At 57.9% G+C, this 24,970-nt stretch carries 25 protein-coding genes and 1 tRNA gene; 12 read left to right on the forward strand and 14 right to left on the reverse strand.

All coding sequences use genetic code 11. The annotated features are described in order from the left end of the window. Window positions 1–23: 23 nt before the first annotated feature. Together HMPREF2920_RS10100 and HMPREF2920_RS10105 are read right to left on the reverse strand one after the other, a co-directional pair. The gene (locus HMPREF2920_RS10100; protein ID WP_070854156.1) at window positions 24–485 is read right to left on the reverse strand and encodes a YdbT family protein; all 462 of its coding nucleotides are present in this window, start codon (window positions 483–485) and stop codon (window positions 24–26) included. Between the two features lie 6 nt (window positions 486–491). Further along, window positions 492–1,349: a biotin--[acetyl-CoA-carboxylase] ligase gene (locus tag HMPREF2920_RS10105; RefSeq protein WP_016423281.1), complete on the reverse strand. Its 858-nt coding sequence runs from the start codon at window positions 1,347–1,349 to the stop codon at window positions 492–494. Window positions 1,350–1,475: 126 nt separating this feature from the next. On the opposite strand from HMPREF2920_RS10105, the gene HMPREF2920_RS10110 reads away from it, so the two are divergent. The 3 genes from HMPREF2920_RS10110 (at window position 1,476) to HMPREF2920_RS10120 (ending at window position 5,107) form a co-directional block, all read left to right on the forward strand. Next, a complete protein-coding gene (locus HMPREF2920_RS10110; RefSeq protein ID WP_070854157.1) occupies window positions 1,476–3,116 on the forward strand; it encodes an acyl-CoA carboxylase subunit beta in 1,641 nt (546 codons plus the stop codon). A 105-nt stretch (window positions 3,117–3,221) separates the two neighbouring features. Then, a complete protein-coding gene (locus HMPREF2920_RS10115) occupies window positions 3,222–4,850 on the forward strand; it encodes an acyl-CoA carboxylase subunit beta (protein WP_016423283.1) in 1,629 nt (542 codons plus the stop codon). Then, window positions 4,847–5,107 carry an acyl-CoA carboxylase epsilon subunit gene (locus HMPREF2920_RS10120; protein WP_016423284.1) on the forward strand — a complete coding sequence of 87 codons (261 nt, stop codon included), beginning with the start codon at window positions 4,847–4,849 and terminating at the stop codon, window positions 5,105–5,107. Before HMPREF2920_RS10115 ends, HMPREF2920_RS10120 begins: the two co-directional genes overlap by 4 nt. A 136-nt stretch (window positions 5,108–5,243) precedes the next feature. Here HMPREF2920_RS10120 and HMPREF2920_RS10125 read toward each other — a convergent pair whose 3' ends face one another. Both HMPREF2920_RS10125 and HMPREF2920_RS10130 read right to left on the reverse strand, forming a co-directional pair. Continuing rightward, entirely contained in the window at window positions 5,244–5,786 is a 543-nt protein-coding gene (locus HMPREF2920_RS10125) for a hypothetical protein (protein ID WP_016423285.1), read from the reverse strand. Between the two features lie 2 nt (window positions 5,787–5,788). Further along, on the reverse strand, window positions 5,789–6,001 hold the full coding sequence (locus tag HMPREF2920_RS10130) for a helix-turn-helix transcriptional regulator (protein ID WP_042388872.1): 213 nt from the start codon (window positions 5,999–6,001) through the stop codon (window positions 5,789–5,791). Window positions 6,002–6,160: 159 nt separating this feature from the next. On the opposite strand from HMPREF2920_RS10130, the gene HMPREF2920_RS10135 reads away from it, so the two are divergent. Next, complete coding sequence (locus HMPREF2920_RS10135) at window positions 6,161–6,763, forward strand: Maf family protein (protein WP_016423286.1); 603 nt, start codon at window positions 6,161–6,163, stop codon at window positions 6,761–6,763. 66 nt (window positions 6,764–6,829) lie between these two features. On the opposite strand, the gene HMPREF2920_RS10140 is transcribed toward HMPREF2920_RS10135, so the two are convergent. Beyond that, entirely contained in the window at window positions 6,830–7,888 is a 1,059-nt protein-coding gene (locus tag HMPREF2920_RS10140) for a Cj0069 family protein (RefSeq protein WP_016423287.1), read from the reverse strand. Window positions 7,889–8,251: 363 nt separating this feature from the next. Between HMPREF2920_RS10140 and HMPREF2920_RS10145 the strand changes: the two genes are divergently transcribed. From HMPREF2920_RS10145 to HMPREF2920_RS10155, 3 genes are all read left to right on the forward strand, one after another. Beyond that, window positions 8,252–9,136, forward strand: a complete 885-nt coding sequence (locus tag HMPREF2920_RS10145) for a sulfurtransferase (protein WP_049189714.1) — start codon at window positions 8,252–8,254, stop codon at window positions 9,134–9,136. 420 nt (window positions 9,137–9,556) lie between these two features. Continuing rightward, window positions 9,557–11,344: an acetyl/propionyl/methylcrotonyl-CoA carboxylase subunit alpha gene (locus HMPREF2920_RS10150; protein ID WP_042388874.1), complete on the forward strand. Its 1,788-nt coding sequence runs from the start codon at window positions 9,557–9,559 to the stop codon at window positions 11,342–11,344. 117 nt (window positions 11,345–11,461) lie between these two features. Next, window positions 11,462–11,863: a hypothetical protein gene (locus tag HMPREF2920_RS10155; protein ID WP_042388876.1), complete on the forward strand. Its 402-nt coding sequence runs from the start codon at window positions 11,462–11,464 to the stop codon at window positions 11,861–11,863. 30 nt (window positions 11,864–11,893) lie between these two features. Here HMPREF2920_RS10155 and cobF read toward each other — a convergent pair whose 3' ends face one another. Then, a complete protein-coding gene (gene cobF, locus HMPREF2920_RS10160; protein ID WP_070429953.1) occupies window positions 11,894–12,742 on the reverse strand; it encodes a precorrin-6A synthase (deacetylating) in 849 nt (282 codons plus the stop codon). Further along, window positions 12,693–12,974, reverse strand: a complete 282-nt coding sequence (locus HMPREF2920_RS10165) for a cg0963 family protein (protein WP_016423292.1) — start codon at window positions 12,972–12,974, stop codon at window positions 12,693–12,695. The genes cobF and HMPREF2920_RS10165 overlap by 50 nt, the downstream gene beginning before the upstream one ends. A gap of 275 nt (window positions 12,975–13,249) precedes the next feature. On the opposite strand from HMPREF2920_RS10165, the gene HMPREF2920_RS10170 reads away from it, so the two are divergent. Then, window positions 13,250–13,322, forward strand: a tRNA-Arg gene (locus HMPREF2920_RS10170). Window positions 13,323–13,519: 197 nt separating this feature from the next. Next, on the forward strand, window positions 13,520–14,380 hold the full coding sequence (locus HMPREF2920_RS10175; protein ID WP_016423293.1) for a siderophore-interacting protein: 861 nt from the start codon (window positions 13,520–13,522) through the stop codon (window positions 14,378–14,380). Window positions 14,381–14,394: 14 nt separating this feature from the next. On the opposite strand, the gene HMPREF2920_RS10180 is transcribed toward HMPREF2920_RS10175, so the two are convergent. After that, window positions 14,395–14,970 carry an RDD family protein gene (locus HMPREF2920_RS10180; protein ID WP_016423294.1) on the reverse strand — a complete coding sequence of 192 codons (576 nt, stop codon included), beginning with the start codon at window positions 14,968–14,970 and terminating at the stop codon, window positions 14,395–14,397. 280 nt (window positions 14,971–15,250) lie between these two features. Between HMPREF2920_RS10180 and HMPREF2920_RS10185 the strand changes: the two genes are divergently transcribed. Continuing rightward, window positions 15,251–15,886, forward strand: a complete 636-nt coding sequence (locus HMPREF2920_RS10185) for a hypothetical protein (RefSeq protein ID WP_070429955.1) — start codon at window positions 15,251–15,253, stop codon at window positions 15,884–15,886. Between the two features lie 187 nt (window positions 15,887–16,073). Here the strand turns inward: HMPREF2920_RS10185 and gcvT are convergent, their stop codons facing one another. From gcvT to HMPREF2920_RS10215, 6 genes are all read right to left on the reverse strand, one after another. Then, entirely contained in the window at window positions 16,074–17,246 is a 1,173-nt protein-coding gene (gene gcvT / locus HMPREF2920_RS10190; protein WP_070854158.1) for a glycine cleavage system aminomethyltransferase GcvT, read from the reverse strand. Between the two features lie 279 nt (window positions 17,247–17,525). Next, the gene (locus HMPREF2920_RS10195; RefSeq protein ID WP_016423297.1) at window positions 17,526–19,178 is read right to left on the reverse strand and encodes a solute symporter family protein; all 1,653 of its coding nucleotides are present in this window, start codon (window positions 19,176–19,178) and stop codon (window positions 17,526–17,528) included. A gap of 2 nt (window positions 19,179–19,180) precedes the next feature. Then, the gene (locus HMPREF2920_RS10200; protein WP_070429956.1) at window positions 19,181–19,558 is read right to left on the reverse strand and encodes a DUF485 domain-containing protein; all 378 of its coding nucleotides are present in this window, start codon (window positions 19,556–19,558) and stop codon (window positions 19,181–19,183) included. Between the two features lie 226 nt (window positions 19,559–19,784). After that, the gene (locus HMPREF2920_RS10205) at window positions 19,785–22,238 is read right to left on the reverse strand and encodes an HAD-IC family P-type ATPase (protein WP_016423299.1); all 2,454 of its coding nucleotides are present in this window, start codon (window positions 22,236–22,238) and stop codon (window positions 19,785–19,787) included. A 41-nt stretch (window positions 22,239–22,279) separates the two neighbouring features. Continuing rightward, on the reverse strand, window positions 22,280–23,032 hold the full coding sequence (locus HMPREF2920_RS10210) for an enoyl-CoA hydratase (protein WP_016423300.1): 753 nt from the start codon (window positions 23,030–23,032) through the stop codon (window positions 22,280–22,282). A gap of 61 nt (window positions 23,033–23,093) precedes the next feature. After that, a complete protein-coding gene (locus HMPREF2920_RS10215) occupies window positions 23,094–23,960 on the reverse strand; it encodes an aldo/keto reductase (protein ID WP_069359658.1) in 867 nt (288 codons plus the stop codon). A gap of 133 nt (window positions 23,961–24,093) precedes the next feature. Here HMPREF2920_RS10215 and HMPREF2920_RS10220 point away from each other — a divergent pair, with 133 nt between their 5' ends. Both HMPREF2920_RS10220 and HMPREF2920_RS10225 read left to right on the forward strand, forming a co-directional pair. After that, window positions 24,094–24,357 carry a helix-turn-helix transcriptional regulator gene (locus HMPREF2920_RS10220; protein ID WP_042388879.1) on the forward strand — a complete coding sequence of 88 codons (264 nt, stop codon included), beginning with the start codon at window positions 24,094–24,096 and terminating at the stop codon, window positions 24,355–24,357. A 2-nt stretch (window positions 24,358–24,359) separates the two neighbouring features. Next, window positions 24,360–24,929, forward strand: a complete 570-nt coding sequence (locus HMPREF2920_RS10225; RefSeq protein ID WP_049189717.1) for a hypothetical protein — start codon at window positions 24,360–24,362, stop codon at window positions 24,927–24,929. Window positions 24,930–24,970 lie beyond the last annotated feature (41 nt).

Here is a 24,970-nt window from a genome sequence, read left to right on the forward strand (position 1 = left end):
ATTGTAGGTTATGACCCAAAAATCTAAGTCAACCGGGAGACCAACTTAGCCACCTTACGAGAGCTGGGAATATCTTCCACAGCCAGCGGCGGGCCGAAACTGCGGGTATGCAGATACAGCACGCCGCCCTTGCGATTGACCGCACGTACCGAACGCAGATCAATCGAGACCACCTGCGGGCGCAGAATGCCACGGCGCAGAATAATTCGCCTATCAGTCAGTACAAACCGCTCCCCCAGCCAATTTAGTACCGGACGAACGACGCGCCAGAGAATAAGCCCCAGCCACACAAAGAGCAGCAGCTGACGCACACCTTGCAGATCTCCCGGAGCAATCGCAGGGCCGTCGATAAAACCAATCAGCAACCAGCAGACGCCCGTGATAACCATGAGTTCCAAGAGCGGCCACACCAGCCGACCAAAAGTTGGATTGGTGTCCAGCAGAATTGCCTCGCGCGTGTCCAACTCATCATCGGGAAAGGCCATACAGCACTACCCCCGCTCCGAATCAGCCTGCGGGGACGCATAGCCGCCGTCAGTGGCACGAACATGGAACACGTCACCGGCCGCAACAAAGTGACTTGTGCCAGCTTCATCGGTGACGATCAATTCGCCGTCGGCACGCACGCCAACCGCCTTGCCCACCAGCACGCGATCCCCCGGCAACTCCACGCGCACGTTCGAACCGATGGTCGCGCACACCGCCTCGTAGTCCCGCAGCAGCTCCGCATCGCCCTTTCGCCACTGCGCTTGACGACGTCCCAGCGCACGCAGCACACCAGCGGAGATGTCGTCGCGGTCGAGGTTTTCCGCTCCCGCCAGGTATAGCGAAATGGCGTGTGGCACCGGCAGCTCATCTTCCTGCAGGGAAACGTTGATGCCGATTCCCGGAATGAGAATTGGCGGTGTCAGCGACGCGGCCTCCACCAGAATTCCGCAGAGCTTACGACCGTCAACCAGGACATCGTTCGGCCACTTCAGGGAAACGCGTTCAGGCGCAAGACCCGCAACTTCCACAACAGCATCGACAACTGCGAGGCCCGCGACTAACGGCAACAGACCCAGTTGCTCGGGTGCGAGCCCTTCCGGGCGCAGCAGCGCGCTGAGTGCAATGGACGCACCCTTCGGGGCCGTCCAACTACGACTCAGTCGACCGCGACCTGCGGTCTGCTCCGAGGCGATAAGCGCACTGAGATCTGCCACCTGCCCCAGTGCCGCCTGTTTCCGAAGATCAGCGTTGGTCGAACCAGTGGTTTCGACAACCTCAATGGAATTCCAGCCCGGCGCGGCTGCGCGCACACGCGTGGCGTCAAGAGGCTTGCGGGAAGCAACAATCCTGGGGTTGGTCATGCACAGCAGTCTAGCGCCATGGCCGGATTCACTGAGTCGTGACCTTTCTCAAGAGCTCTACAGCGTGAGAATCATCACAGCTCGCCTGCTTTACTATTTTCCTTCCCAAACACTACATTCCATAACATGACTATTTCCTCACGTTTGGCGGCGGAGCAACACACCACCGCTTTCCTCAATGAAGACCTTCTACGCCGACGCACTGCTGCACTGACTCCGATGGGGTCGCGGGGCTACGACAAGCTCAAACTGACTGAGCGCATGAATGCCCGCGAGCGCATTGACTACCTGCTGGACGAAGGATCTTTTGTCGAATTTGATGCGCTAGCCCGCCACCGCACTACCGCATTTGGGATGGAAGCCAAACGCCCCGCGACCGACGGAATCATCACCGGCTGGGGAACCATAGACGGCCGTGAGGTCTGCATCTTCTCTCAGGACGGCACAATCTTCGGTGGTGCACTCGGAGAGGTCTACGGCGAAAAGATGGTCAAGATTCAGGAACTTGCCATCACTACCGGCCGCCCCCTTATTGGCATGTACGAAGGTGCCGGCGCCCGCATCCAAGATGGCGCAGTCTCACTGGACTTTATTGCCCAGACGTTCCACCACAACGTTCGCGCCAGCGGCGTCATTCCGCAGATTTCAGTCATTTTTGGCGCCTGCGCGGGCGGAAATGCCTACTCCCCAGCACTGACGGACTTCGTTGTCATGGTGGAGGAAAACTCCCGTATGTTCGTCACCGGCCCTGACGTAATCGAAACAGTCACAGGCGAAAAAATCAGCCAGCACGAGCTCGGCGGCGCCGACACCCATATGGAGATCGCCGGAAACTCCCACTACACCGCCACTAGCGAGCAGGATGGACTCGACTGGGTCTGCGATTTGCTCGACTACCTCCCCAACAACACAACCTCCCCCGCGCCCAGCTGGGATTCCGATGCCAGTGACGAAATCACCGACACCGATCGCACCCTCGACAGTCTCATTCCCGACAGCCCATCCACGCCGTACGACGTGCACGAAGTCATCTACGCGCTTTGCGACGATGCGGAGTTCCTGGAAATCCAGGAAAACCGAGCAGCCAATGTCGTGATTGGCCTTGGCCGTCTCAACGGTCAATCTGTTGGGTTTGTCGCTAATCAGCCCATGGAATTCGCGGGCTGCCTAGATATCGATGCAGCGGAGAAGGCCGCGCGATTCGTCCGAACCTGCGATTGTTTCAACATTCCACTCGTCTTTCTCGTAGACGTACCCGGCTTTCTCCCCGGTTCAAATCAAGAACACCAGGGAATTCTGCGCCGTGGCGCTAAATTGCTCTATGCGTATGCAGAAGCAACCGTTCCTAAAATCACCGTCACCATGCGCAAAGCCTATGGCGGCGCGTATTGCGTGATGGGATCAAAGGGGCTCGGCGCGGATGTAAATCTGGCTTGGCCGACGGCACAGATCGCCGTGATGGGCGCCTCAGGCGCAGTACGCTTCCTCCATCGTGCCGAGATTCGAACCGCCACCGAAGCAGCTCTCGCAGCAGACCCAGCGGCCGATAGATTTGGCACTCCCGAGAGTGTGAAAGAACTCATTGCTGAACTGGAAATGGGATACGAGCAACACATGCTCACGCCTTATCGTGCCGCCGAACGGGGGTTAATTGATGAAGTCATCCTCCCCTCCGAGACACGAACTCGAGTGATAAAAAATCTGCGCCTTCTAACTTCAAAGAAAGTACCGTGGCCTGCGCGCAAGCACGGCAATATTCCACTGTAAGAGCAGGCTTTTTGCTGTACAACGAGCTAGTCATTACCCCTACTTTTGTTAACAGCGATTGCCCCCAACTACCTCCCCCCGTTTTCGAAACGTAAACTAGTTGGTATGACGACTGCCGCAAATACATCAACCGGTGAAACCCCGGATTTGACCACTACTGCTGGAAAGCTGGCCGATCTGCGAGCCCGTCTCGCAGAGACCCAGGCTCCAATGGGCCAGGCCAGCATTGACCGCGTCCACGACAAGGGCAAGATGACCGCTCGTGAGCGCATCGAGTTCCTCTTGGACGAGGGCTCGTTCGTGGAGGTTGACGCTCTCGCACGTCACCGCTCCAAGAACTTCGGCCTCGACGCCAAGCGCCCTGTCACTGACGGTGTTGTGACAGGCTACGGCACCATCGATGGCCGCCAGGTCTGTGTCTTCTCGCAGGACGGCGCCATCTTCGGTGGCGCGCTCGGTGAAGTCTACGGTGAAAAGATTGTCAAGATCATGGATTTGGCCATCAAGACCGGTGTCCCAATTATCGGCATCAACGAGGGTGCTGGTGCCCGCATCCAAGAGGGCGTTGTTTCCCTCGGCCTCTACTCCCAGATTTTCTTCCGAAACACCCAGGCTTCTGGTGTTATCCCACAGATCTCCCTGATCATGGGCGCCTGCGCTGGTGGCCACGTCTACTCCCCGGCTCTGACCGACTTCATTGTCATGGTCGATGGCACTTCCAAGATGTTCATCACCGGCCCGGACGTTATTAAGACCGTCACTGGCGAAGAGGTCACACAGGAAGAGCTGGGTGGCGCTGGTACTCACATGAGCACCTCCGGTACTTCGCACTACACCGCCGCTGATGACGAAGACGCTCTGACTTTCGTTCAGGAATTAGTCAGCTACCTGCCGTCCAACAACCGCGCTGAGGCTCCTCGCATGGAGGCTGAGCCGTTCGAGGGCTCCATCGCTGACAACATCACTGAGACTGACCTCGAGCTCGACACGCTGATTCCGGACTCCCCAAACCAGCCGTACGACATCAAGGACGTCATCACCCGTCTGGTCGACGACGAGGACTTCCTGGAAATTCAGGAGGACTACGCACAGAACGTGGTCATCGGCTTCGGTCGCGTGGAGGGTCGCTCGGTCGGTTTCGTCGCCAACCAGCCGATTCAGTTCGCTGGCTGCCTCGACATCAAGGCATCCGAGAAGGCGGCTCGCTTCGTCCGCACCTGTGACGCCTTCAACATTCCGATCATCATGCTGGTTGACGTTCCAGGCTTCCTGCCGGGCACCAACCAAGAGTTCGACGGCATCATCCGCCGTGGCGCCAAGCTGCTGTACGCATATGCTGAGGCCACCGTCCCGAAGATTACCGTCATCACCCGTAAGGCCTACGGCGGAGCTTACTGTGTGATGGGCTCCAAGGACATGGGCGCTGACATCAACCTGGCATGGCCGACCGCTCAGATTGCGGTCATGGGTGCTTCCGGCGCTGTCGGCTTCATCTACCGCAAGGAGCTCAAGGCTGCTGCGGCCGAGGGCAAGGATGTCGTCGCACTGCAGAAGGAGTACGAGGCAGAGTACGAGGCCACCCTGGTCAACCCGTACATGGCTGCTGAGCGCGGCTTCATCGACGCCGTTATCCCGCCGAGCGAGACCCGCGGCCAGATCATCGAGGGTCTGCGTCTACTGGATCGCAAGGTTGTTAACGTACCCGCCAAGAAGCATGGGAACATTCCGCTGTGACCGATTCCAAAAACACCCCAGCAACCGAAGACAAGGACGCCGCTACAGCCCCGGCTGCACCGTTCATGTCCGTCCTCAAGGGCAACCCGTCTGACGCTGAAACTGCCACGCTCGCGCTTTTGTTCGCAGGTATGGCAGCAGCCGGCGGCGCCCCAGAGGACCGCGGCCCGCGCAACAACTGGGGTCGGCTGGAAGAGGGTTTCCACCAGCCGCACCAGCACGTACCGGGCACGTTCCGCAACGTCCATTTCTACTAGTACAGCTACCGCTTAGCGCGTAGTCGTTACCGCACGCTAGCTGCGTCGATTCGCTAGCACAAAGCGCCACCATCGGGTTTTCCGATGGTGGCGCTTTGGTTTTTGTTACTGCCTTAGCCTTGACCACTGCTTATTACTAGCGTTGTTCACCCAGCGACTCGCCATCAAACTCGTCATCGAGCTCCCGGTCCAGCCGACGCTGATCACGGTTGCGAGCTACCGGCCACACCACCTTGAACAGGAAATACACAAACGCCAGACCGATGGCAGCACCCACCACAGCGCCGGCAATGAATCCCCACGATTCCGATAGTGCCCCACCAGCGCTTGCCTCAGAGAGCAATTGCACTCTGATAAAACCAATCAGCCACAGCCCAATGACGGCTACGAGTGCTGCAATCTCGCCTTTTGTAAGACCATTAATCTTCGGCATTGGCACTTGACGTCGCAACCACCGCTGCGAAAACAGGAGTCCAACCAGCGGCATCAAGATGATTGCCACTGTCACGCCCACCATCTTTGGCTCTGGAATGAGCCAAATCAGTACCGTTGCAAGCACGTAGTTAGCCCACATCATCATTGTGAACCCGTACGTGTAGGACTTATGCAGCAACATCTGCTGATACTCATCGTCCACCGTGGCGCTGTTGCGTTCAATTACGACATCCGCATAGGACATTGTCAGTATCCTTCCTCACCAAAAATTTCTTCGACTGTTTTTCCCAGGACCTTGCAGATACGCAACGCCAAATACACCGAAGGCGAGTAATTTCCCCGCTCGATATTTGCAATGGTTTGCCGCGAGACCTCCACCTGCGCGGCTAAATCCGCTTGGCTCAGCTCCAACCAGCGTCGGTATCTCCTGACCTGGTTCGAACGTTCTTCCCCACTCATCTGTGTACTTTCTTTAACTTGATGTCCACTTTACTTTACATCACTAGAAGGCAGCTGCCATCTAAAAAAATCTGCCTGTTCTTACAATCGGGCCAACCCCACGCATGTTTGCCACAAAAATTAGGCTTTACGATTCCGCCCTCACTAAAATCACTAACTATGAGCAGCCCCCGAATCGTCTTGGCTTCCACTTCCCCTTCGCGACTGCACATTCTCCGCTCTGCAGGCATCGAGCCCATCACAGTAGCGCCCAACGTCGACGAGGATGCCGTAATCACAGCCCTTCCGGACGCATCGCCGGTACGCATCGTCGAGGAACTCGCGCAGGCCAAGGCACACGCTGCCTCTCCGGCCTACCCCAATGACATTGTCATTGGCGGGGATTCAATGCTGCTTCTCGACGGGCAGTTGCAGGGCAAGCCCCACACGGAAGAAAAGACCATTGAGCGCTGGCATCAACAGAGTGGCCGGACGGCTGAGCTGATTACTGGTCACTGTGTCGTGACACCAAAGGGCGAGCACCTTGAGGTGGCGATTACTTCCCTCGATTTCGCTGAAGTCCCAGAAGAGGACATCCGTGCCTACGCTGCGACGGGCGAGCCGCTGAAGTGCGCTGGCGCGTTTACTTTGGAGGCTCTAGGCGGCTGGTTTGTCGATGGCATCAATGGCGACTCATCCAGTGTGATCGGACTGTCGCTACCTGTCGTGCGCCGAGCTCTGTATCGCTACGGCTATTCGGTCTCCCAGTTCTGGAATCGGTAGGCATCGCAAGAACCGTCGAAAAGCAAAAACCGCACCAATTTGGTGCGGTTTTCCTAGCTGTTGAGACTACTTGTTAGCAGCCTCAACGCGCTTGATGGCCTCCTGAGCAACAAGCTCCTGGATACCCATATCCAGCTCGGAGGTGAAGCCAACACAGGAGCAGTTGATCTCGCCGAGAACGTAGGTGTCCTCGCCGTTCTCGCCGTCTGCCAGCATGAAATCAGCGGTCCAGATCAGCGGGATATTGTCGCCACCGAGGTTCTCGGCAATGACCGGGCGAGCCTCAGCAAACATGTCGATGAGGTCCTGCCACTCTTCCGGCTTGTTGTAGGTGTACTTCGCGCCAGAGAACAAGGTTGCGGAGAAAGCGTCGCCGCCCTCGGCCGGCTTCTTGTGAACCACGAAGACCGGGTGCGGGCCGACCAGCAGAATGCGAATTTCGCCTTCGGTGATGCGCGGCATGAAGCGCATGTCCACAAGCATGCCGTTATCGCCGATGATGTACTGGTCGCAGAAATCCATGAACTCGCCGAGCTCACGAGTCTCAGTGTGATTGTCCACGGCCTCGGTGCACTTCAGCTTGGTGTTTAGCGGCAGCGGGGTGCCCGGCTCAACGTTCTTAGCAACCTCTTCGTCAGCGATGCGCACGCGCCAGATGCCGGATCCGGTGGAGCCACGGTTCTGCTTAAGGACGCGCTCGCCGTAGGACAGGGAGGTCGGGAAAGTGCTGTGGAATGCCTCGACGTCGTAGTAAGCAGCGGTGTCAGACGGAACCAGGTCAGTATCCTTGAGCTTGACCAGTGCGTCCTTTGCGCCGTAGGCCATCATCTCGCCCGGGGTGGACATACCAACCAAACCAGCGACCGAGAGACTGGTCAGAAGCTCGAAGTAGCCCCTCTCACCACCCGGGATGTTGCCCGGGTTTACGCGGGAGATGTAGCCGTCGAAGTTCTGGGAGACGTAGTCGTACAGGTCGTCCTTCCACTCCGGTCGGTAGTAGACGACCTCAGCGGACCAACCGGCTTCGCGGATAGCGTTGACGATTGGCATGGTGTCCTTGCGGTGTCCGTCGAAGTACTTGTCCGAGCCGCCCTCGATCTCGAATACAACAATGTTCTTGTGCACAGGCACTCCTTTTAAGAAAATACATGGACTTCCGGCACTCAATTGTCTCCGTAACGCAGCGAATACCCAGGCAGATAGCCCATTTCAGCCCATTTTCCAGTGATACGAATCAACACAGTTTTTGCGCTAACTCTCAGCTAAATTTTAGGGCACTACCTGGACTCCAAGCGCGCTGAAAACACTGCTTTTACCCCCAACTGTGAGGCGTATCCCAGGGTGGCCGCGGACGCAATTGTTGCCGTCGGAAAGCGCTCACACTGGGGACTATTCCGCCGTTCGCCACGCGACCCGTAAACTAGATATGCAATTGACGATAAACGTCAGAAAGTCCCACCCACCCAACTTGCGCCAAGGGAGTATCCGATGGCTGTTCCGCACGACCCGCACCCCCAGTTCCAGCAGTACGCCCACCCTGAGCGCCTCGTCTCTAGCTCCTGGCTTGCTGCCCGACTGGGCTCTCCCGGTCTGCGCGTTGTTGAATCCGACGAGGACTCACTGCTTTACGACATTGGACATATTCCGGGCGCGGTTCGCATCGACTGGCATCACGACCTCAACGATCCTGTGCGCCGCGACTATATCGACGCCGAAGGCTTTGCCGAGCTCATGCGCGAGAAGGGTATCTCGCGCGATGACACCGTCGTAATCTACGGCGACAAGTCCAACTGGTGGGCCGCCTACACACTCTGGGTTTTCGAGCTTTTTGGGCATCCCGACGTGCGCCTGCTTAACGGTGGCCGCGATGCCTGGATGACTGAAGAACGAGACACGAGCTTCGAGGTCCCCAATTACCCACGCACTGACTACCCTGTCGTCGAGCGCGACGACAAGACACTGCGCGCCTACTTCAGCGATACACGTGAGCTCATTGGAAAGGCTCCGATTATCGACGTGCGCACTCCGGAGGAGTATGCCGGTGCACGAACCCACATGGTCGATTACCCACAGGAAGGCGTCCTGCGTGGTGGCCACATTCCAACCGCGGTAAACATTCCATGGAATCAGTCCGTTCACCCGAACTCGCGTTTCCGCGATCGCGAAGAGCTCGAGCAGATTTACGCGCACGTCCAATTTGAAGATGAGGCGATTGTCTACTGCCGCATCGGCGAGCGCTCCGCGCACACCTGGTTTGTACTGCACCACCTGCTCGGCCACGAGAATGTTCGCAACTACGACGGCTCGTGGGTTGAGTGGGGCAATATGATTGGCATGCCCATTGCCCACGGTTCGGAGCCGGGAAGCCTGTAGGCGATCGACGCAACCGGTGGGCGCTTCCCCCACCGTTTTTCCAGCGTCAGCGGCTGACGCTACACCGGAGATTTAGTTTCCCCCTGCCGCCCCCAATCAAGGGGGCGGCTCTTGCACTCTTGGGTGATAATTTTAACCACAAACCTAGGTTTTTGGGCGGAAAATAGCCACTTCAGCTGCCCCCATGACCACTTGAACGCTGCTCAAGACCACAATCCCTACCCCCTTATGTAGCGAGCAAAAAGAGGTTGCTTACCGCACCTGTGACACAATGGAGACATTGGGTCACACGCTGTTAGCTACCGCGTGGTGAACCGCATTGCGGTTCACCACTCAGTTAACTGCAGTGCTGCTTGTGATTCCTACAAATGACTGTCGCAACCTTGCCCCGAGGGCCAATTCTCGGGGTGCCCACGAAAAATGGAGGATTTCGTGTCCGAGCAGACCACTGAAAAAATCACGAAGGTTCTCGTCGCCAACCGTGGCGAGATTGCCGTTCGCGTTATTCGCGCTGCGAAGGACGCCGGCATTCCTTCCGTCGCCGTTTACGCTGAGCCGGATGCGGACGCTCCTTTCGTGACCATGGCGGATGAGGCTTTTGCTCTCGGTGGCACCACTTCCGCTGAGTCCTACCTAGTTTTCGACAAGATTCTGGACGCCGCAAAGAAGTCCGGCGCTAATGCCATCCACCCGGGATACGGCTTCCTGTCGGAGAACGGCGACTTCGCTGAGGCTGTTGAGAACGCTGGCCTGATCTGGATTGGCCCGTCACCAGAGTCCATCCGCGCCCTGGGCGACAAGGTCACCGCTCGTCACATCGCGCTGAAGGCTGACGCTCCAATGGCTCCAGGCACCAAGGAGCCAGTTAAGGATGCAGACGAGGTCGTCGCGTTCGCTAAGGAGCACGGTCTGCCAATCGCCATTAAGGCCGCTTTCGGTGGCGGTGGCCGCGGCATGAAGGTCGCACACAAGATGGAAGAGGTCGCCGACCTCTACGAGTCCGCTACCCGTGAGGCCGTTGCGGCCTTCGGTCGCGGTGAGTGCTTCGTAGAGCGCTACCTGGACAAGGCACGCCACGTCGAGTGCCAGGTTCTCGCTGATAAGCACGGCAACGTCGTTGTCGCCTCCACCCGTGACTGCTCGCTACAGCGTCGTTTCCAGAAGCTCGTCGAGGAAGCACCCGCTCCGTTCCTGACCCCAGAGCAGGATGAGCGCCTGCGCCAGTCCGCTAAGGACATCTGCCGCGAGGCTGGCTACTACGGTGCGGGCACCGTTGAGTACCTGGTTGGCGCTGACGGTCTGATTAACTTCCTCGAGGTCAACACTCGTCTACAGGTGGAGCACCCGGTCACCGAGGAAATTACCGGCCTCGATCTGGTCCGCGAGCAGTTCCGCATTGCTGAAGGCAAGGAACTGTCCATCAAGGAAGACCCGGAGATGCGCGGTCACGCTTTCGAGTTCCGCATCAACGGCGAGGACGCCGGCAGCAACTTCATGCCGGCTCCGGGCACCATCACCAAGTACGTCGAACCGTCCGGCCCGGGTGTCCGCATGGACACCGGCATCAAGGAGGGCGACGTCATCGGCGGCCAGTTCGACTCCATGCTGGCCAAGCTGATTGTTTGGGGCGAGACCCGCGAAGAGGCCCTACGCCGCTCCGCTCGTGCTCTGTCCGAGTACCAGGTTGAGGGCCTGGCAACGGTCATTCCGTTCCACCGCCACATTGTGGAGAACCCGGCGTTTGTCGGCGATGGCGAGAAGTTTGACGTCTACACCAAGTGGATTGAAGAGGAATGGGACAACCCGATTGCTCCGTACGACGGTGACTCCGACGCTGACACCGACACCGTTCCGGCTCAGAAGGTTGTCGTCGAGATCGACGGTCGCCGCGTCGAGGTAGCCCTGCCGGGCGACCTGGCTCTGGGCGGCGGCAACGCTGGTGCCAAGAAGAAGAGCAAGAAGAAGCGCGCTGGCGGTTCCAAGAAGGCCGCTTCCGGTGACGCTGTGGTTGCTCCGATGCAGGGCACCGTCATCAAGGTCAACGTCGAAGAGGGCCAGGAAGTCTCCGAGGGTGACACCGTGGTTGTCCTTGAGGCCATGAAGATGGAAAACCCAGTCAAGGCTCACAAGGACGGCGTTGTCACGGGTCTGGCTACCGAGGCTGGCTCAGGTGTCGGCAAGGGCGATGTCCTGATGGAACTGAAGTAGTTCTAAAGCTCTAAGCGGGGCTGGTTGCGATGGGATTCGCAGCCAGCCCCGCTTGATTCTTTTCAGCCCCTCCCCCGGCGCCCTTAAACACTGTTCAGGACGTCTAGAGTGGACGGTATGGAACCCATGGAAGTAAATGCCGGCCGCTTCTACTGCCGTCCGCTGCGCCACGATTCCCGCGTCGATGACGCCCCGGTCGCAACCCAATTACTCACAGAATTGGCCCCTGACTCCGTCGCCGAGTTCCTTCGGAACTCCACCACCGAGTGGGAAAACGACACCGCCTACCGCTTTGCGGTTGCTGAGCAGACGAACGTCGAGATGCTCGCACTAGCAACCGTCGAGGTCATCAATGCCGACCACGTCAGCATCACCGTCCGTCCCGCAGGCGATCCCGCACGCGTGTTGCCTAACGACGATCAGGTCCTCACCAAGGTAACCGTCGCCGACGGCGTCGAAGCCGCCGAAAAAGCCCTCCACCGATGGGCAGAGGGCTTCTTGGGCAAGAAAGTCAGCTAGCCGAACTGGCACCGCTGCGACTGCTCAGTCCTAGGCGCCGGAACGCAGCAGGTAGATATCCATAATCCAACCGTGCTCCGCACGGAGCTTCTTTTTCAGCTCCGCAATCTCTTCGCCGACGTCGCCAACGCGACCACGGCGGAGCGTCTCCAGCTCCGTTCCCAGGAATGCACCCCAGAGAATCTCTTCCTCCGGGTCCGCGTGCTCGAGCCAGGCTGCACCGCCATCGAGCATCACCACCGCATCCATGCCAGGCGCACGCTCCCCCAGGCGCCGACCAGTGGTAATCAATACCGGCTTACCAATCTGGTTCAGGCACTCTCCATGCGCTGCGGTCAGCGCGGAAATCGCCGTCACACTGGGGATAACTCGCGAGCGCACGTCCAGCCCAAGGTCGCGGACGCGCTGCAAAATCCGCAATGTTGAGTCGTACAAGGAGGGGTCCCCCCAGACCAAGAACGCACCGCGGCGCTTGCCCTCTCGTCCGAGGTGAGCGACGAAGGCGTCGGCAAGCAGCTCTGCACGGCGCTGATGCCAGTCACGGACGACTGCGCCGTAGTTATCGGGCGTGCGGTCACGTGGCGGGTCGGGAACGGTAACGAGTTCGACATGCGGCGCATGCTTATCGACGATCGCCTGTCGCGCAGCCAACAAGTCCGCTTTGGCATCACCCTTGTCGAGAGCAAAAACTACGTCGACATCAGCAAGAGCGCCGATAGCCTCGAGCGTAAGGTGGCTCGGACTACCGGCGCCGATTCCGATGACGTCTACATCGACATATCCGCTGTATACAGGGCTCTCGGCCTGAGTGCGGGCGGCGTCGTTTCGACTAGTGATTGGTCGGATCTCCCTCGTAACCGAACTGTTCAGCCATCTCATCTGGAGACAGGCCAGCCATCGAACCCTGGAGGTTAGCCGAAGCGGCCTGCTTCAAGTAAATCTCGCAAGCGTTGGCCATGTACTTGGAGTCGTACACGTTCATCTCCAGAATCGGAGTCAAAGAGCCATCATCTTCCATGCGCGAAACCAAAAGGTGCGGCTTGTCCGAGTCCGTGGTCATGGAGCACTTAATCTTGACACCGTTGACATCCGTGAAAGTTGGCTTAATCATATTGTCATCCTCCTCCAAAACAGCGACCGGAAAATAAGTAGCGCTGTTGCGACCGCAAGCGCAAGAAAGTCGCTCGTTATAAACCATGTTAGCCAGATTCCGGGCGGCACCGCCGAGCACAAAAGCACATGGGGGTAATAGCGAGCTTCCTGCATGTTTGCGTGTCAGGTCGAGGACCCAATTGCCACTAGAGCTCGCAGATGCGTTAAAGTGATGAAGTAATTTTCCGGCCGCCGAGAATGTGTTTTCACGGCTGTTTTACCCGGAAGATGATTGCCCTAGTAGCTCAGTGGATAGAGCACGGCTCTCCTAAAGCCGGTGTCGGAGGTTCGATTCCTCTCTGGGGCACAAATACCCTCGTGACCTTTTACATATAGGGCGCGAGGGTTCTTTGTTTTTCTCACGACCGGCCACTACGCCCCCTCCTGAGAACGCATCACCCAGCAATTTCCAGAAACACTTGTGTTAGGCTTACCTAATCACGTGGCGTGTAGACTTCCGCCAGTACAAAACAGCCCAAGACTTGTTGAAGGACAGTGACAACTATGGCTGGCCTAGCTAAAGCAGCAGCACCGAAGCGTAAGCCCCGTAAGGCACACGAGGCAACAGTTACTGGACGTCGCCAGATTTCCCCAGACCTTGTTCGTTTGAGCATGAACTCGCCTGCATTTGTGGGCAAGGAGCTGGAGTTTACCGACCATTACATCAAATTATTGTTTGTGCCAGAGGACGCTGATTACTCCTGGCCGTTCGATATTGCGAAAATTCGCGCCGAACAGCCGCGAGACAAACTGCCAATCACCCGCACATACACTCTGATTAATGTGGACTCCGAAACCGGCGACTTTGACGTCGACTTCGTCACCCACGGCGATTCCGGCCTGGCTGGACCGTGGGCACGCGTAGCCGAAATCGGAGACAAGCGTGGCTTCTTAGGGCCAGGAGGCGCATGGGGACCTGCAGCAGAATATGAACACTTTGTACTCGCCGGAGACGAGTCCGCAGCGCCAGCTATCAGCGCCGGACTGAAGCACCTCCCAGCAGGCACGACCGCAACCGCATACATCGAAATCGAGTCCGAAGATCGGAAGTTTGAGCTCCCAACCCGAGAGGGTGTGGAAGTCCATTGGGTCCTCCGCAACGGCGCAACCCACGGCACAGAGCTATCCCGCGCAGTGCGCGAGGCGGGCATTCCAGAAGGTAAGAAAACTAGCTGGTTCATCCACGGTGTCGCCGAGATGATCAAGGAATTGCGCCGCTTCCTCTTCGTCGAATCTGAGATCCCGAAGAAAGACGTTTCCATTTCTGGCTACTGGCGTATCGGTATGACCGAAGACCAGTGGCAGTCTTCTAAACGAGAATTCAACGCTGAGGTTGAGGCCGAGGAGGAAAGAGCCAGGGCCTGACGCTTGCTCGAACGTTAGCGCTCGCTACGCCTTTCAACAACGACGCGTTTTCCTGCCAACCAGTCGAATGGGTGCCAGCGGCAAACAGCAACCCAAATCATCAGGACACCAAAAAACAGTTCAACGTTTGGCTCAAAACCCGTAGGCAAGAAAATCAGCGACAATAGGTAACAATTACGTACCGCTGCCCGCCAACCTCTGTGCCAAGAATCGTCTCCTGATTCGAGCTCCGATGTTCCCTCTGGCTGAGCGACTTCGAACGGAGTTGCCCCAGAGTCTGCTTTCCGCGCTGGAACAACGTGTAGCAAAAATGCGCTTTTACCAAACGTCTGTTCACCGCGAGCCTCTGCAACCACGCGCACAAAGAAAAAGACAGCTGGGAATATGACACCATACAAAATCCTGAACTCTGGCGGACTCGGCAGCGCCCAGTTCGCCATGGCTGCTTCCCACGCAAGTTTGCCAAGTGCCACAATGATGGCAACAAAGATTCCTACAAGGAACGAATCCAGTATCCACGCGCCACTGCGCCGAGCGAACAAATCCGCATTACTCTTTACGGGGAATCGATTCGGGGTGCGCCGATACATGGGACACACGCTATCAAAACCACTTATGACTTCACAGACGAATTGCCTTTCCCTACCACACCCGTTCTGCCACGATTAGAAGCATCCAGTATGCAAATCGAAAAGTCGACTGTATAGTTGCCGGTTGAATCAACCTATCTATTGGGTGTCAGCAACTACCTTGCCAATAACTCGGCAAGTTCCCCTATAGCTGGCACCCCCAGTGGTTTTTCAGGAGTCCCTACCCAGAAAGCCGAGAATTAAACCACGCGACGCAGGCCCGAGAAGCCCAGAAAGTGAGATGGATGTGAATACGCGAACTCAGCTGTCAGCCGTACAGCACCCTAAACTCACTGCCGTCCGGCGCAAGAACCGCCGGCAGCTGGCGCTGGCCTGCTGCTTCCTCACCTTCGCAGCCACGGCCACCAGCTGTGCCAACAACGAAAGCGAGGAGGTTGCCGCGACGCAAACCTCGTCGTCAAGCTCGCTTACTACGGCGTCGTCGACAAGCTCGCCGACGACGACGGGACCAAAGGTTCGAGAAGGCGGTACGCCGCGCATCGGGCAGCTGTGCCCGAACCAGACCGGCGAAATACGAATGAGCGCCAACGGCCAGAATCTTGAATGCGCACAAGTCGGCGAGCAGGAGGTGTGGACGGTGCTGCAGCAAACCCCCGCGAACCCGACATCGCAGCAAATGTGGATCTCCACTACTTCGACGACCTCTGAGCCACAGCCTCAGGAACCTGAGCCGACGACTCCGAGCGAGAGCACAACGGAGACTAGTGAGACGGAGAGCTCGACGACCTCTGATTCTTCCACGCCGCCCGATACTTCAACGACTCCGACTACCTCCGGCGAGCCGACGGAATCGGAATCGGAGCAAGACGAGCAGCCAAGCGAAGATAATCAAGGGCTCACCGGCCTGTTCCGCTAGGTTCGTCTCGGACGGCGAGGTTCGTCGGCTCGGGACTTAGTTAGGTGAGGTGCGCTAGCTCGCCCTAAAACACCAAAATCCGCTGCAAAAATTCTGCAGCGGATTTTTTTATTTACCCAACAGATACGAAGAGACGAGCCTGAACAGATCTGAGCCCGCCACAATGCGGCGGAGCACCCGGGCTCCCCTACTTGCGGTGACGGCGATTGTAGAACGGCGTCGGAACGACGGTGGCGGTAATGTCGGCGCCTTCAACGGTCAGCTCCGTGCCAGTGGAGGACTGCCAACGCTGAACGTATGCAAAACCGATGGGGTGACCCAAAGTCGGCGACACCTTGGCGGAAGTCAGCACGCCAACCTCGTTACCTTCCGCATCAATGAGCTTGGTGCCACGCTTCGGAGCTTCATCACCGGAGAAACGCAGACCAACCAGTAGCTCCTTCGACTGCGGACGATTAATCAGTGCGTTGCGACCAATAAACTGCCCCTTGGTCGGCCCCATGATGGACTTCAGGCCGGCCTCCAGCGGAGTGCGGTCTCGAGTCAGCTCGTATCCATAGAGCGGCATACCGGCCTCAAGACGCAGGGTGTCGCGGCAGGCCAGACCACACGGCAGCAGGCCGAGGTCAGCGCCGTTGTCAGCCGGATCCTCCGGGTTTTCCACCTTGCCACCTGCTGCAATGATTGCACGCCAGACCTCGACGGCGCGGTCAGCCGGCGGGAAGATCTCGAAGCCGTCCTCACCGGTGTAGCCGGTTCGGGCGACAATCATTTCCACACCTGCGACCTCGAGCAGAGTGCAAGAGTAGTAGTTCATGCCATCGAGAGTCGCGTGCAGATCCTGTGGCAACAGACGGCGCAGAAGCCTCGCAGCCTTCGGCCCTTGAATGGCCAGGAGCACATTCTTGTCATTCATGCGCTCAACCTCGACGTTGTAGCCACCAACGCGCTCGCGCAGCGTCGAGTACACATCTTCAGCGGCTGCGGCATTCTGCACCAGCATGAATTCGTGACTACCGAGGCGGTAAATGATGAGGTCATCAATAATGCCGCCGTCTTCCTGCACAATCATGGTGTACTTGGCACGACCCAACGCCAGCGGCTTGATTGCCGAAATCAGGGAGTGTGCAAGGAACGCCGCCGCATCCTCACCAGTGACGCGGATGATACCCATCAGCGACAGGTCGAAAACACCAACGGCCTCACGCACTGCGTTGTGCTCTGCAATTTCCGAAGAGTAGCGGAACGGCACTTCGTAGCCACCAACATTGCGCATTTCTGCGCCAAGGCTTACGTGCTCATCATGCAGGGCGCTACGGAAAGAATTGTTGTTCTCAGAAGCGCCAGAATTGTCAGTCATACACACTCCAATTATTGCGGTGGGGCAAACCAGATTGTTACCTTCCCACCTTATATCTAAGACTCCGTGCTCGCTTCCGCGAGCCCCTGCGGAGCCAGGGCAACAGGCCCATCCATTAACTATCATGCACTGATTCGCACACGCTTGACGACGACCCCGCGGCCACCACAAAGGCCCCGCTACCAGTGACGATAACGGGGCCCTTGCATTTGTCTATTCAGTTAATTGCGATTAGCTGAGCTGTTCGGGCAGCGTTGCCAGCCAAGGACTCAGTGGTTATTAGTGATCAACCGCAGCCTCGGTGCCAACACCGGTCAGGGAGCGAACTTCCATCTCAGCTGCCAGGTCATCGAAGTTATCCGGCTTGCCCATGTAGGTGGCGATGATGCCAGCCAGGAACGCCAGCGGGATTGCGAGCAGACCCGGCGAGGTCAGCGGGAACCAGGAGAAGTCAACCGACGGAATCATCGAGGACTCGCTGCCGGAAACTGCCGGGGAGAAGATAATCAGAACCAGCGAGGCGATGACACCGGTGTACATGGAGGCAACTGCGCCTGCGGTGTTGAAGCGCTTCCAGAACAGGGACATCAGGATGGTTGGTACGTTTGCGGATGCTGCCACTGCGAAGGCCAGCGACACCAAGAAGGCGACGTTCTGCCCCATGGCCAGGATGCCGAGGATAATGGCGACAACGCCCAGCACGATTACGGTAATGCGGGAGACACGAACCTGCTCGGCTTCCGTGGCCTGTCCCTTGCGGATCACGGCCTGGTAGAGGTCCTGGCCGACAGACGCGGAAGCGGTAATTGCCAGACCAGCGACCACGGCCAGCACGGTAGCGAACGCCACTGCGGAAATCACTGCCATGAAGATGGAGCCACCGATTTCGAAGGCCAGCAGCGGAGCTGCAGCGTTGGCTCCGCCCGGGGCGGCGTTGATTCGGTCCGGACCAACAAGTGCGGCGGCGCCGTAACCGAGTACCAGGGTCAACAGGTAGAAACCACCGATGAGGATGATTGCCCAGGTCACGGACTTACGAGCTTCCTTTGCAGTCGGCACCGTGTAGAAGCGCATGAGCACGTGCGGCAGACCAGCAACACCGAGGACCAGTGCCAGGCCCAGAGAGACGAAGTCCAGCTGCTGAACGAAGGAGCCGCCGTACTTCAGACCCGGCTCAAGAATGGCGGAGGCTTCGTAGCCCTTCTCGGCGATGTGATCCGAGCTTGCGTGCATGTCCACTGCGTCCTGCAGGAGCTGGGAGAAGTTACCCTTAACGCCAACCAGGATGATCAGGGTCATGATGATGACAGCACCGACCAGCAGGACGGCCTTAATCATCTGCACGTAAGTCGTGCCCTTCATACCACCGATGAGAACGTAAGCAACCATGATGATGCCGACGACCGCGACAACGATGGACTGCTGAGTGGAGTCGTGAATGTTGAGCAGCACGGCGACCAGGGAACCTGCACCGGCCATCTGCGCGATGAGGTAGAACAGGGTCACCGCGAGGGTCGAGATAGCAGCCGCAGTACGTACCGGGCGCTGCTTAAGACGGAAGGACAGCACGTCGGCCATGGTGAACTTACCGACGTTACGCAGCGGCTCTGCAACCAACAGCAGCGCGACCAGCCAGGCTACGAAGAAGCCGATGGAGTAAAGGAATCCATCGTAACCAGTCAGCGCGATGGCGCCGACGATACCGAGGAAGGAAGCCGCCGAGAGGTAGTCACCCGCAATGGCAAGACCGTTTTGGGTACCGGAGAACTGTGCGCCACCGGTGTAAAAGTCTGATGCTCCCTTGTTTCCGCCCTTGCCCACTCGAGTAACGATGAACATGGTCGCAACAATGAAGGCGACGAAGACCGCGATGTTGAGAATCGGGTTACCTGCTGCTGCAGTGTCATCTGCAGCAAAGAAACTAGTCAGCATGCCTATGCCTCCTTCTTTGCGACGATTTCAGCGATTTCTCCGCTTTCCAGTGCCTCGCGCAGCTCTGCCTGCATCGGCTCAAGCTTCTTGTTGGCGAAGTTGATGTACACCCAAGTGATGGCGAAGGTGGTCACGAACTGAAGCAGACCAAGGACGATGCCCAGGTTGATATTGCCCAGTACGGGAGTCGCCATGAGATCCGGCGCGAACGTCGCAAGCAAAACGAATGCGATGTACCACACCAGACCTGCGACGGTCATCGGGATGGCGAAAGAACGGAATGTAGAGCGGAGCTCTTGGAACTGCGCTGAGTTTTGCACGTAGCGGTACTCGGCCGCCTGTGGCTTATGCCGGTCTGCCGGCAAGGGAGTTGCGGACACGGGCTAATCCTTTCCAGGAAGTTATGCAGGTGTTCGTAATGAGGTTCAGCACAGCCACCCCGAGGGTGTGCCATGCACCACATTTTTCATTATGTGTGGAAACAAAGTTACCTGGAACACAGTTAGCAAAGAAGTTAAATGCGGCTAACTACTTCTCAGCGAGCCTTAAGGCACCCCCAAAAACGCCATTACCTGCATACTTAGGCGCCGTTTTTACTACCCCCATTTACGCCGTTGTACTCGTGTTCTCCGCTTCTTCCGGCAATGGCTTACTCTGACGCCACCACCACAGCGCTTCGATAATGACCGCGCCGATGGCCCCCACAATCAGCGCGGGAATCAACAGCTCCCGCCCTACCCAGTACAGATTAAGCACTGTGGCCACTGAACGAACCGAGAAGATGAACAGGTAGGCTCCTGCCGATACCGCCAGCAACAGAACCTTCCACCAGGTGTATGGCCTAGCCACGACCACCAAAACCCAAAATGCCGAAACAATCAGCACAATGAGGGTCGCAGTAGACGCCTCCCCTCGTGCCTCATCGCTGGCGTCGACTCCCGGGTTTGCCCACAACCAAAACATGAAGGTCAACAACCCCACCGTGATGCCCGCCGGTATCGCTAAGCGCAACACGCGCCGCACGAAACCATCGCGCGCACGCTCCAAGTTAGGAGCCAACGACAGCACGAACGCCGGGATTCCAATTGTGAACCAACCCGTAATCGTCACGTGAATCGGCTCGAATGGATAATCCATCCCCCACAGCCCCACAGCCAGCGCCAGCACCACCGAGTAGATGGTCTTCGTCAAAAAGAGGTTGGCCACACGCTCGATATTGCCAATGACGCGACGCCCCTCCGCCACAATCATCGGCATCATGGCGAAGCGATTATCCAACAGCACCAACTGCGCAACCGAACGTGTCGCCGGCGCCCCATCCCCCATAGCCACGCCCAGGTTCGCCGCTTTCAGCGCCAGCACATCATTGACACCATCACCGGTCATCGCCACATGATGCCCCCGCGACTGCAGCGCATGAACCATATCGCGCTTATTCTCCGCCGTGACACGGCCGAAGATCTGCCGCGACTCCACAATGTCTGCGAACTCGTTGCGGATCTCGGTGGGCTTGGCTTCGCTATTCTCATCGCGGCTGACCGGAAGCTCAGACGCATCGACAGGATTGTTAGCCCCCTCCATTTCCAGCTCACGTGCAACAGCCCCCACGGAGCGGTCATTGTCACCAGAAATGACCTTGACCTCGATGCCTTCTTCATAGAAGTAGGCCACCGTGTCCGCCGCATCGGAACGCACCTTCTGCCCCAGCACGACAAGTGCGACTGGCTCCAACTCCACCTCGCCACTCTTCCGCAGCGCACCGCCGGGCAGGTCATCTGCCCCAACTGAGGTCCGCGCGAGCAGGAGCACACGAAGTCCTTTCTCCATAAGCTCCCGAGCTTTCTGCATGCCGACCGCGGAGTCGTCGACAAGCACATCGGGCGCGCCGAAAACCCACGTCGCACCGCCGTGATACGTCAGCGCCGACCACTTATTCGCCGAGGTAAAGGGGCGGGTTTTGGTTTGTTCATGCTTTACGACGTCCCCTGCGTCCGCAAGTCCATCGAGCAGTGCACGAGCCGTTGCGTTGGGGCGATCGTCGAGCTTGCACAGATCGATGAGTGCGGAGTCGACCTCATCGCGGGAGGTACCGTCACCCGATACGATGTCGACTTCCACTAGCTGCATCGCATTTTCGGTGAGCGTGCCAGTTTTGTCGACACACACGGTGTCGACACGCGCGAGACCTTCGATGGCGGGCAACTCATTGACCAGCACTCGATGTCGCCCCAAGCGCACCACCCCAAGGGCAAATGCGATGGTGGTCATGAGGACAAGCCCCTCAGGGACCATGGGCACCAGCGTGGCGACCATCCCCAGCAGCGCATCGTTGAAATCATCGCCGGCGACAAAGAGCTGCGTATAGATTGCCAAGGCGCCGACGGGAATGAGAATCCAGGAAATGTAGGTCAGGATCTTGTTGATGCCGCGGAAGAGCTGGGAATCAGTCAGCGTGAATTTGTTGGCCTCAGCTGCGAGCTTGGCGGCGTAAGCCTCCTTGCCCACTTTGGTGGCCTGATATCGCGCCGACCCCACCACGACCGAGGAACCCGAGTAGACCATGTCCCCAACGCTCTTATCGACGGCATCGGATTCACCGGTGAGAGAGGACTCATCGACAGCCACGTCAGAGGCGTAGCGGAGAATACCGTCAACGACGATTTGGTCACCGGGACCAACCTCGATGAGATCGTCGAGGACGACGGACTCGCGGTCGATCTCGCGAGCAGGCTCCCCGTCGCGAATGACCATGGGTTTTGCACGGCCGACAATGGAAAGCTTGTCCAGTGTGCGCTTGGCACGCAGTTCTTGGATGATGCCGACGATAGAGTTGGCGATAATCAGCAGACCAAAGGCACCGTTGACGATTGAGCCGGTATAGAGCACGACTGCGAATAAAACAGCGAGAATACCGTTAATCCGGGTAAACACATTGGCACGGATAATGTCCCACACACTGCGCCCGGATGTTGGCGGCAGCTCGTTGACGTGCCCCAACTCGATGCGTTGCTGGACCTGCTGTTGAGTAAGACCACTGTCGGGAGTTTTCCACGAGCCCATGCCTGCCTACCCTATTCGCCTAATTGCTGAACCTATTCGACCTATTTGCCAATGAAATTTGGTTCGCGCTTTTCGGCTCGCGCCTTCGATGCCTCCGCAGCATCCTCGGAAGCCCACACCGTGTTGTAGAGCTCCTGCTGGTAGTCCTTCAACGGGCTATGCGTCTCATCGTCGTTGAGCACTGCCTTGTGGTAGGCCAGCGACAGGGGCGCGTAGGTGGCGATACGAAGCGCTACCTCCTCCGCCTTGTCCGGACCACCGAGGTAGGAAGCCAGACCGCAACCGCGGGCGGCTTCCTGATCCATGCGCTCGGCCGCCAACAGAATAGTGCGGGCACGGGCACCGCCGACGAGGACGCGCACGCGGCGAATTGTCCAGGCATCGACAGCGATACCGAGCTTGACCGGCGGAATCATAAACCAGCCGCGCTCACCCACGACGCGCAAATCGGCCGCCATCGCCAGCTGCATCCCAGCGCCGACAGCCGGCCCCTGCACATCCGCTATAACCACCAGACGGCTGGCCTCGATTGTGCGCAGCATTCGACGGAGCTGTTCGTGGAAGGAATCTTCATGGTGCTGGCCACTCAGGTCGGCGCCCGCACAGAAAGCGCGGCCTTCGCCGCGCAGCAGGATAACGCGCTGCTCTGGAACCTCAGCGGCAGCTTCCACCGCATCGGCGATGTCACGACACACGTCGGCAGTCAGGGAGTTGCGCTTATGATCTCGGTCGATGGTGATAGTGACAATTGCGCCGTCGGCTTCGACGCGGATTTCAGATGCTGGGTTCGTCATAGCATTTAGGCTACCCGCGAAACACCAATAGTGATGGGGCTATAAGCAAATCTAAATTCGCTTATTCGTTGCCGAATACCCGCGGGTCGCCGCTCAGGCGCCCGTCGGCACGCGCCATCGACGCAATCGTTTCCATGTCCTCGTCGGTGAGTTCAAAGTCGGTGACCTGAAAGTTCTCCTTGATGCGCGACGGCGTGCCCGACTTCGGGATGGCCACGATGCCACGCTGAAGGTGCCAGCGGATAGCAACTTGGGCGGGAGTTTTACCCAGGCGATCTGCGATTTCAGCAATCGGCGAGCCCTCAAAGTACTTCGCGCGCCCCAACGGCGACCAAGCCTGCGTGACAATACCGCGACGACGATCGTCTTCAACCTGCTCATTCTGCGGGAACTGCGGATGCAGCTCAATCTGGTTGACCACCGGAGTCTCCGAGAGCTGGTCGAGCACCTCTGGGTAAAAGTTCGCCACACCAACCGAGCGAATCAGCCCCTCACGATTGAGCTCCAGCAGCGTATCGAAACACTGCCCAAACGTCCCCTGCTTCTCCACCGGCCAGTGCACAAGCACCAGGTCAACGTAGTCAAGGCTGAGCCGTTCTAAAGATGCCCGCACGGACTCGCGCGTCGCCGCCGACCCCTGCGCATCGTTCCAGACCTTCGTGGTCACGAAGATATCTTCACGCTTTACGACGTTCGCAGCGACCGCATCAGCAATACCCTGCCCAACCCCTCGCTCATTGCGATAGAGCGATGCGGTGTCGATGTGGCGGTAGCCGATTTCCAGGGCGTAGCGCACGGATTCGCGCGCCTGCTCATCGTCAAGCTTGTAGGTACCGAACCCCAGAATCGGGATGGCGTTGCCATCGACCATTTCCACGTTGGCAATTCCGGTTGTCGCTGCATCGTACTTCAGATTGAGTGTGGTCATGCCAACCGAGTGTACGGACTGAAAATTTTTTAGATTTTTTCTACCCCGCTGACCTGCGGTTTAGAAAGGTGAGTGCGCTTCATTTTGTTGCGAACAGTTGACGTAGCGTTGTGTTTATATAACACTTTGGAGTGTGTCCCCAAAGATTAAACCCAAAGAACCGATATTCAACAGAATTTCAGTGCTGCGGGCAGAACACGGACTCAGCCGAGCCGAACTAGCCAAACAAGTAGAGGTCAATCCTCAAACGATTGGCGCGTTGGAGCGAGGTGACCACTACCCCAGCTTGGATCTGGCATTTCGCATCTGCGCGGTGTTCGATCTCCCCGTTGAGGCGGTGTTTTCTCGCGAGGAATTCAAGCCCATGTCCTCTGCCCTATACCGAAAGGAAAGCTAACGATGCCAGCTATTCGGACTGAAGACGCAACACCGAACTTTTTCGAAAAGCTAGAAGCCCGGCGCGAAGCGAAGTACACAAAGCGTGTCGAGCAGATGTCGAGCTGGTTGCCCAAGTGGCGCAACCAGGCGGCGCGGCGGAAGCTGGTCATCGCATTCGAGGTGTGCCTTGTGCTGATGCTGCTGAGCGGCATCGCGCTTCTCGGTAGCCTGACCGATATTTTCCCGGGATGGCTTTCTCTGCTCTGGCCAGTGATTTCCCTCATTATGGTCGTCGTCTGGACCAGCCTCAACATCACAGTCGACATGGTTGACAGCGCACCGACCTCGCTACTGGACGAATACCAGCAGGAACAGATTCTGAACCTGCGGGGGCTGACATATCGCTGCTTCACCTACTTCGGCTTGGTGGCCTTCCTTGCTCTCGTTCTGGTGGGCACCTATGTCCTGAACGCGCAACCTGACTGGGGACGCTACATTCCGTACAGCTTCGGAATCTTCGGAATTATCGCTTTCCTCTACATTTCCACGCTGCCCACCGTCGTCTACGCCTGGAATCTGCGCGACGACTAGTACGGGCTCAAAAACTCATATCCCTCCTCTGCCCTTCACTC

The organism is Corynebacterium sp. HMSC075F02 (genome assembly GCF_001838335.1).
In the GTDB taxonomy this organism is placed as follows: domain Bacteria; phylum Actinomycetota; class Actinomycetes; order Mycobacteriales; family Mycobacteriaceae; genus Corynebacterium; species Corynebacterium jeikeium_D.

Coding starts and splice junctions, on each gene's coding strand:
- HMPREF2920_RS10150 (WP_042388874.1), top strand. CDS start 9,557: ATGGAGGATTTCGTGTCCGAGCAGACCACTGAAAAAATCACGAAGGTT.
- HMPREF2920_RS10215 (WP_069359658.1), bottom strand. CDS start 23,960: ATGACCACACTCAATCTGAAGTACGATGCAGCGACAACCGGAATTGCC.
- HMPREF2920_RS10100 (WP_070854156.1), bottom strand. CDS start 485: ATGGCCTTTCCCGATGATGAGTTGGACACGCGCGAGGCAATTCTGCTG.
- HMPREF2920_RS10180 (WP_016423294.1), bottom strand. CDS start 14,970: ATGTATCGGCGCACCCCGAATCGATTCCCCGTAAAGAGTAATGCGGAT.
- HMPREF2920_RS10110 (WP_070854157.1), top strand. CDS start 1,476: ATGACTATTTCCTCACGTTTGGCGGCGGAGCAACACACCACCGCTTTC.
- HMPREF2920_RS10135 (WP_016423286.1), top strand. CDS start 6,161: ATGAGCAGCCCCCGAATCGTCTTGGCTTCCACTTCCCCTTCGCGACTG.
- HMPREF2920_RS10195 (WP_016423297.1), bottom strand. CDS start 19,178: ATGCTGACTAGTTTCTTTGCTGCAGATGACACTGCAGCAGCAGGTAAC.
- HMPREF2920_RS10165 (WP_016423292.1), bottom strand. CDS start 12,974: ATGATTAAGCCAACTTTCACGGATGTCAACGGTGTCAAGATTAAGTGC.
- HMPREF2920_RS10225 (WP_049189717.1), top strand. CDS start 24,360: ATGCCAGCTATTCGGACTGAAGACGCAACACCGAACTTTTTCGAAAAG.
- cobF (WP_070429953.1), bottom strand. CDS start 12,742: ATGAGATGGCTGAACAGTTCGGTTACGAGGGAGATCCGACCAATCACT.
- HMPREF2920_RS10130 (WP_042388872.1), bottom strand. CDS start 6,001: ATGAGTGGGGAAGAACGTTCGAACCAGGTCAGGAGATACCGACGCTGG.
- HMPREF2920_RS10155 (WP_042388876.1), top strand. CDS start 11,462: ATGGAACCCATGGAAGTAAATGCCGGCCGCTTCTACTGCCGTCCGCTG.
- HMPREF2920_RS10115 (WP_016423283.1), top strand. CDS start 3,222: ATGACGACTGCCGCAAATACATCAACCGGTGAAACCCCGGATTTGACC.
- gcvT (WP_070854158.1), bottom strand. CDS start 17,246: ATGACTGACAATTCTGGCGCTTCTGAGAACAACAATTCTTTCCGTAGC.
- HMPREF2920_RS10125 (WP_016423285.1), bottom strand. CDS start 5,786: ATGTCCTATGCGGATGTCGTAATTGAACGCAACAGCGCCACGGTGGAC.
- HMPREF2920_RS10145 (WP_049189714.1), top strand. CDS start 8,252: ATGGCTGTTCCGCACGACCCGCACCCCCAGTTCCAGCAGTACGCCCAC.
- HMPREF2920_RS10205 (WP_016423299.1), bottom strand. CDS start 22,238: ATGGGCTCGTGGAAAACTCCCGACAGTGGTCTTACTCAACAGCAGGTC.
- HMPREF2920_RS10210 (WP_016423300.1), bottom strand. CDS start 23,032: ATGACGAACCCAGCATCTGAAATCCGCGTCGAAGCCGACGGCGCAATT.
- HMPREF2920_RS10175 (WP_016423293.1), top strand. CDS start 13,520: ATGGCTGGCCTAGCTAAAGCAGCAGCACCGAAGCGTAAGCCCCGTAAG.
- HMPREF2920_RS10105 (WP_016423281.1), bottom strand. CDS start 1,349: ATGACCAACCCCAGGATTGTTGCTTCCCGCAAGCCTCTTGACGCCACG.
- HMPREF2920_RS10185 (WP_070429955.1), top strand. CDS start 15,251: ATGGATGTGAATACGCGAACTCAGCTGTCAGCCGTACAGCACCCTAAA.